General features: G+C 70.3%; 5 protein-coding genes and 1 pseudogene. All 6 read right to left on the reverse strand.

The annotated features are described in order from the left end of the window. A partial coding sequence (locus tag JX283_RS07515) for a glycerate kinase (RefSeq protein WP_204830021.1) occupies positions 1 to 773 on the reverse strand: 773 nt, incomplete at its 3' end. A 370-nt stretch (positions 774 to 1,143) separates the two neighbouring features. Then, entirely contained in the window at positions 1,144 to 2,331 is a 1,188-nt protein-coding gene (locus tag JX283_RS07520) for an iron-containing alcohol dehydrogenase (RefSeq protein ID WP_204830022.1), read from the reverse strand. An 83-nt stretch (positions 2,332 to 2,414) separates the two neighbouring features. After that, positions 2,415 to 3,629, reverse strand: a complete 1,215-nt coding sequence (locus JX283_RS07525) for a thiolase family protein (RefSeq protein ID WP_204830023.1) — start codon at positions 3,627 to 3,629, stop codon at positions 2,415 to 2,417. 34 nt (positions 3,630 to 3,663) lie between these two features. Continuing rightward, entirely contained in the window at positions 3,664 to 4,515 is an 852-nt protein-coding gene (locus JX283_RS07530) for a 3-hydroxyacyl-CoA dehydrogenase family protein (RefSeq protein WP_204830024.1), read from the reverse strand. 78 nt (positions 4,516 to 4,593) lie between these two features. Beyond that, a complete protein-coding gene (locus tag JX283_RS07535) occupies positions 4,594 to 6,192 on the reverse strand; it encodes an acyl CoA:acetate/3-ketoacid CoA transferase (protein ID WP_204830025.1) in 1,599 nt (532 codons plus the stop codon). Then, positions 6,185 to 6,711 (reverse strand): annotated as a pseudogene (locus JX283_RS07540) (hypothetical protein); the annotation flags it as partial. The pseudogene JX283_RS07540 and the gene JX283_RS07535, both read right to left, overlap by 8 nt.

Genomic DNA, 6,711 nt, shown 5'->3' on the forward strand with positions numbered 1-6,711 from the left:
GCCAGGCACGCGGCACCCAGGCCGCCGGCCGCCCCCGCCCCCGGGACGGACGCGACGTCGCGCCCGCAGGCCTTTGAGAGCGCACGGGCGTAGACGGCCATGCCCTCCTCCACGCGCTCGACGACCTCGGGGGTGGCGCCCTTCTGCGGCCCGAAGACCCGGGTGGCGCCCTGCTCGCCCAGAAGCGGGTTGTCCACGTCGCACATCACGGTGAGCCCCACGGAGGCCAGGCGCCGGTCCAACCCCGATAGGTTCACCGCCGCCACGCGCCCGAGGTCGGCGGCGCAGGGGGCGACCTCCTCGCCCCGGGCGTCCAGCAGGCGGGCACCCAGCGCCACGAGGAAGCCGCTGCCGCCGTCGTTGGTGGCCGACCCGCCGATGGCCAGGGCCACGCCGCGTGCCCCGCGGTCGAGCGCGTGGGCCACGAGCTGACCGGTCCCCAGCGTGGAGGCAGCGAGGACGTCCTCCCGGCCCGCCACGAGGGGCAGCCCCGACGCGGCGGCCATCTCTATGACGGCACCGCCGTCCGGCAGCATGCCGTAGGCGGCCTGGACGGGGTCGCCCAGGGGGCCGTCCACCCGGGCCGTCACCGGCTCACCACCCGTTGCCGCCACAACGGCGTCCACGGTCCCCTCCCCGCCGTCGGCCATGGGGACGGCGGACCACCCGCAGCCGGGGAAGTGCCGCTCGGCGGCCTCGGCGAGCAGCTCCGCGGTGCGGGCCGAGGAGAGCGTGCCCTTGAAGGAGTCGCAAGCAAACAGGAAGCGAGGCATAGGTCCTCCTCGGTTTGGGAGCTGGCGGGATATCAAGCGTAACGGCTACGAGGCCGGGCCGAGCGGGCGGTTATCGGCGGTTGTCGGCGGTTGTCGGCGATTTCATCAAACACGCAATAGGACAAGTGACAGATGGGCCAGGCACCTTTGTCACACGTCTACATCGCGCATCGGCACCTGAACGCGACTGGGGGCGACCTCCTCGGCACCTGAACGCGATTGGGGGCGGATTTCGCCCTCCTGAACGCAGCTGAGGGCGACTTCGGCGGCTGGACCGCGCCGCGAGTCGCCCTCAACCGCATTCAGGTGCCGAAGACCCTGGTGCCGAGGGGTTCCGAGAGGACCCCGGGTACCGNGAGGCGCGGCTCCCCTACCGGGCCGCCTCCAGGATGGCCACCACGTCGCTGGCCTCCAGGTGGCAGAAGCCGCCCAGGTTGCCGCCGCGGGCCTCCACGGCCCCCTCGGCCATCTCGCGCATCTGCTCGGNGGTGGGGTNGATGCCCAGCTCGGTGAGGGTCGTGGGCAGGCCGATCTTGTGGCACCAGTCGTCCCAGGCCTCGATGCCGCGGAGACCCGTGGCCACCGGGTCGTCGAAGNCGTTCTCCACGCCAAAGACGTTCACGCCAAACTGGGCGAAGCGCTCGGGCTTGGTGTGCAGCACGTACCTGGCCCAGGCGGACCAGATGGCCGTGAGGCCGGCCCCGTGAGCCACGTCGAACATGGCGCCGATCTCGTGCTCGATGGCGTGGCAGGCGAAGTCGCCCACGTTGCCGGTACCGGTGAGGCCGTTGTGGGAGAGCGAGCCGGCCCACAGCAGGTTGGAGCGGGCGGCGTAGTCGCCGGGGTTGGCCAGGGCCTCGGGCACCGCGGTCCTCACGGTGCGCATGAGCCCCTCGGCCATGGCGTCGATGAGCTCGGTGTGCTCCACGGTGGTGAAGTAGCGCTCCATGGTGTGCATCATGATGTCGGCGCCGGGGGCCGCGGTCTGGAAGGCCGGCAGCGAGTAGGTGAGCTCGGGGTTCATGATGGCAAAGAGCGGGCGGGCGCACTCGTGGTTGTAGGAGCGCTTGAGCATGGGGCCGTCGAGGGTGTCGATGTTGATCACCGTGGAGTTGGAGGTCTTCGAGCCGGTGCCNGCCAGGGNGGAGATGGCGGCCAGTGGGGCGATNCTGTCNGTGGCCACCTTGCCGAGGAAGAGGTCCTCCAGCTCGAAGTCGTTGGTCAGGCCGTAGGCGATGGCCTTGGAGGAGTCGATGGCGCTGCCGCCGCCGATGGCGAGCACGAAGTCCACGCCCTCCTTGCGGGCGAGCTCCACGCCCTCCTTCACGAGGGAGAGGCGCGGGTTGGGCACCACGCCGTCCAGCTCNACGTACTCGACGCCGGCCTCGGCGAGGCCCTTCTCCACGCGGTCGAGCAGGCCCGTGGTGCGTACGTAGTCGCCGCCCCAGTGGATGAGGGCCTTGGTGCCGCCGTACTCCTTGACGAGGCGGCCGGCCTCGCTCTCGGTGTCCTTGCCGAACACGACCTTGGTGGGAACGAGGAACTCGAAATTGACCATGACGCGCAACTCCTATCCATAGGGATCTTTGAACGGTGGGAAAACCCGGTGACAAACAGTGGCCCGGTAGCGGGCCGGCGGGATCAGCCGGNGGTGAAGTACATAGAGATGCCCTGGCNGCCGCNGATGCNCATGGACACNATNGCGTCGCCCTTCTCCGGGTGGCGGCGCCCGAGCTCATAGGCGCACTTGAGGGCGAGCACGGCGCCGGTGGCCCCGATGGGGTGNCCGAGGGAGATGCCGCCGCCGTAGACGTTCACGCGCTCCGGGTCGAGGCCGAGGTCGCGGCTCACGGCCACGGCCTGGCTGGCAAAGGCCTCGTTGAGCTCGAAGAACCCCACCTCGGCCGGGTCGATGTCCAGCTGCTCGNCGAGCTTCTTGGTGGAGAGGAAGGGCGAGTAGCCCATGAGGGCGGCGTCGTAGCCGGCCACGGCCCAGCCGCGGATGGTGGCCATGGGCTCGCAGCCCAGCTCGGCGGCCTTGGCGCGGGTCATGACCACCACGGCCGCGGCGGCGTCGTTCAGGGAGCTGGAGTTGGCCGCGGTCACGGTGCCGGTGCCGTCGAAGACGAAGCACGGCTTGAGCCGGGCCAGGNNCTCGGCAGTGACGCNGTCGCGGGGGTTCTCGTCGGTGTCCACCACGNTGACGGCACCCTNGCGGCCCGGCACGTTGACNGCCACGATCTCGTCGGCGAAGACGCCGTCCGCCACGGCCTTCACGGCGCGCTGCTGGCTGCGGGCGGCAAACTCGTCCTGCTCCTCGCGGGTGACGTTGAACTCCCGGGCCACGNTCTCGGCGGTCACGCCGTTGTGGGACTCGTCCAGGGGCCAGGTGAGGATGTCGATGACGCCGTCCTCGAAGCGCTTGTGACCCATGCGGGCGCCCCAGCGGGCGTCGGTGACGTAGTAGGGCAGCTGCGACAGGTTCTCGGTGCCGCCGGCCACCACGACCTCGCTGGCGCCGCACCGGTTCTCCATCACGGCCTCCACGATGGCCTGGAGGCCGCTGCCGCACTGNCGGTTGACCGAGTAGGCGCAGGTCTCGTTAGGCAGGCCCGCCTTGAGGCCCACGGCGCGGGCCACGAAGCCGTTGGGGCCCCAGCCGCNCACCTGGCCCCCCACGAGCTNGTCCACCTCGGCCGGGTCGATGCCGGCNCGCTCCACGGCCTCGGCCACCACGGTGGCGCCGAGGTCGATGGCCGAGACGTCCTTGAGGCTGCCNCCGAAGCGGCCGATGGCGNTGCGGGCGCCGGCCANGNTGACGATGTCGTNGTCGTGCTTCTCGAAGGTCCTGTTCAAAGCTCTTCCCTCTCTCTTCTCTCTCGGGCTACGGTCACTTGGTGTAGTCGTAGAAGCCGCGGCCGGTCTTGCGGCCCAGGCGNCCGGCGTCGACCATGGTCTGCAGAATGGGCGCGGGGCGGTACTTGGAGTCGCCGAACTGCTCGTAGAGGCCGCGCATGGTGGCGAGCACCACGTCGATGCCGGTGAAGTCCATGAGCTCACAGGGGCCCATGGGGTGGTTGCAGCCGAGCTTCATGCCGNNGTCCACGTCCTCGGGGGCCACGCCCTCCATGACGAGGAAGGCGCCCTCGTTCTGGTAGGGCACGATGAGGCGGTTCACCACGAAGCCCGGCAGCTCCGGGGCGTCGATGGCCTCCTTGCCGATGGCCTCGGCGAAGGCGACGGCACGGTCGTAGGTGTCGTCGGTGGTGGCGATGCCTCGGANAAGCTCCACGAGCCTCATGACCGGCGCCGGATAGAAGAAGTGCATGCCCATGACCGAGCCGGGGCGCGCCGTGGCGGCGGCGATGGCCGACACCGAGAGGCCCGAGGTGTTGGTCAGCAGGACGGCCTCGGGGTCGGCGTGCTCGTCGATGGAGGCGAAGGTGGCCTTCTTGATATCCAGGCGCTCGGGCACGGCCTCCACCACCACGGCGGCGTCGGCGATGTCGGCGAAGNCGCAGCTGTAGNTGANGCGCCCCATGACGNCGTCCTTCTCGGCCTGGTCCATCTTGCCCTTGGCCACCTTGCCNGAGAGCAGCTTCTCGACGAGGGCCTGGGNGCGCTCCAGGGGCTCCGGGGCGATGTCCACGTTGACCGTCTCGAAGCCCGACTGGGCGCAGAGCTGGGCGATGCCGCCGCCCATGAGACCGGAGCCGATGACCGCGACCTTCTTCTCGTTCATGAGGTGTGCTTCCTTTCCTTAATTAATGTGTCCGCTATGGTTAATCCGATGATTCAATGCTGCCGGGAGGGCCGTCTCTCAGCGCCCCTCCGGGCGCGGGCCCAAGGCGATGCCGGCGGGGCCGTCCACGGTGAAGAGCGCCGGGTCCATGACCTTGAGGTTCGGGCTCACGATGGGCGTGAAGCCCATAAGGTCGAGCACCTGGGTCTGGAGGTCGATGCCCGGGGCGACCTCCACGAGCTCCACACCCTCCGGCACCAGGCGGAACACGGCGCGCTCGGTGACCACGAGCACCTCCTGGCCGGCGCGGCGGGCGGCGGGCCCGTTGAAGGAGAGCTGGCCCACCTGGGGGACCATCNTGCGCACCTCCCCCTCCCGCTCTATCACCAGGCGGCCGTCCTCGAAGCGGTACCGGCCGCCCTTGGCGGTGAAGGTGCCGAGGAACACCACCTTCTTGGCGTTCTGGGTGATGTCGATGAACCCGCCGGCGCCGGCGCAGCGGTCCCCCATCTTGGTGGAGTTGACGTTGCCCTGGCCGTCGAGCTCGCCGAGGCCCATGAACGTGACGTCCACGCCGGCGCCGTCGTAGTAGTCGAACTGCTCGTGGTGGGCCACCATGGCCGTGAGGTTCTGGCCTATGCCAAAGTCCACGCCGCCCAGCTGCACGCCGCCGTAGATGCCGCTCTCGACGGTGATCATGACGTCGTCGGACAGTCCCTCCTCGGCGGCCACGCGGCCCACCATGTCGTTGGGGATGCCCGTGCCCAGGTTCACCACGGCCCCGGGGTAGAGCTCGCAGACGCCGCGGCGGGCGATGAGCTTGCGCTCGTTCATGGGGGCCGGCTCGATGGCCTCCTCGGGCACCCGGGCCTGGCCGCAGAACGANGGGTCGAAGTAGAACGACGAGGTCATGCGGTGGTCGGTCTCGGGGTCGGGGCAGACCACCACGGAGTCGATGAAGACGCCGGGGACGGTGACGTCCTTGGGNTCGAGGGTGCCGGTCTCCACCCGCTCGCGCACCTGGGCCACCACCTTGCCGCCCCAGCGCTTGCAGGCGAGNACCGCCGGCAGCACCTCGAGCTTCATGGCCTCGTCGGTGGTGGTGAGGTTGCCCTGGCCGTCGGCGGCGGTGCCGCGGATGAGGAGCCAGTCGATGGGGAGCGCCCGGTAGAACAGGAACTCCCGGCCGTCGAGCTCCACCACCTCCACGAGGTCCTCGCAGGCCCGGGTGCGCTCGTTCATCTTGCCGCCCTCCACGCGCGGGTCGATGAAGGTGCCCAGGCCCACCTGGCTCACCTTGCCGGGCAGCCCCGAGGCGGCCTCGCGGTAGAGCTGGGCCATCTGACCCTGGGGCAGGCAGTAGGCCTCCACCTTGTTTGAGGCGATGAGCTCCATCCACCTGGGCTGCAGCCCCCAGTGGGCGCCGACGATGCGGCGCACCATGCCCTCGTGGGCCAGGTGCTGGATGCCGCGCTCGCGGTCCGACTGGCCGCAGGAGTGGATGAGGGTGAGGTCCCGGGGGTGCCCGGTCTCGAGGAACCGGCGCTCCAGGGCCTTGAGGTTTGACTCCGAGGCCGACACCAGGGTCATGGCCACGGTGGCCACGGTCTGGCCGTCCCGGATCTGTGCCATGGCCTCGTCGGGGGTGCAGAAGTGGGCGTCGAGGGCGCTAGCCATGGACGGCCGTCCTTTCTTGGGCGATGTGGTCGAGGACGATGGAGGCCGCGCGGGCGCGGTCGGGCTTGGAGGCGGGGGTGAGGGGCAGCTCGTCGGCGAAGACCACGTGCTCGGGTACCTCGAAGCGGGCGACCCGCCCCGAGAGCCAGGAGCGCACCTCCTGCTCGCTGACGCGGGAGCCGGCCTCGCGCACGCAGACCGCCACGGGCACCTCGCCGTAGGCGGCGGAGGGGATGCCGGCCACGAGGGCGGCCGCCACGCCGGGCACGGCGGCCAGGTGCTCCTCCAGGGAGGAGCACCACACCTTCTCCCCGCCCCGGTTGATCATGTCCTTGATGCGGTCCACCACCCAGACGAGGCCGTGGTCGAGACGGGCCACGTCGCCGGTGGCGAACCAGCCGTCGCCCTTGTGGGCGTCGCTTTGGCGCCTCCAGTAGCCCTCGCAGACGTTGATCTTGTTGATGCCCAGCTCCACGCAGCGGCGGATGTTCTCCTCTCCGGCGCCGGAGCCGCCGTGGA

This window comes from Olsenella sp. CU969 (assembly GCF_905219715.1).
Taxonomy (GTDB): domain Bacteria; phylum Actinomycetota; class Coriobacteriia; order Coriobacteriales; family Atopobiaceae; genus Granulimonas; species Granulimonas faecalis.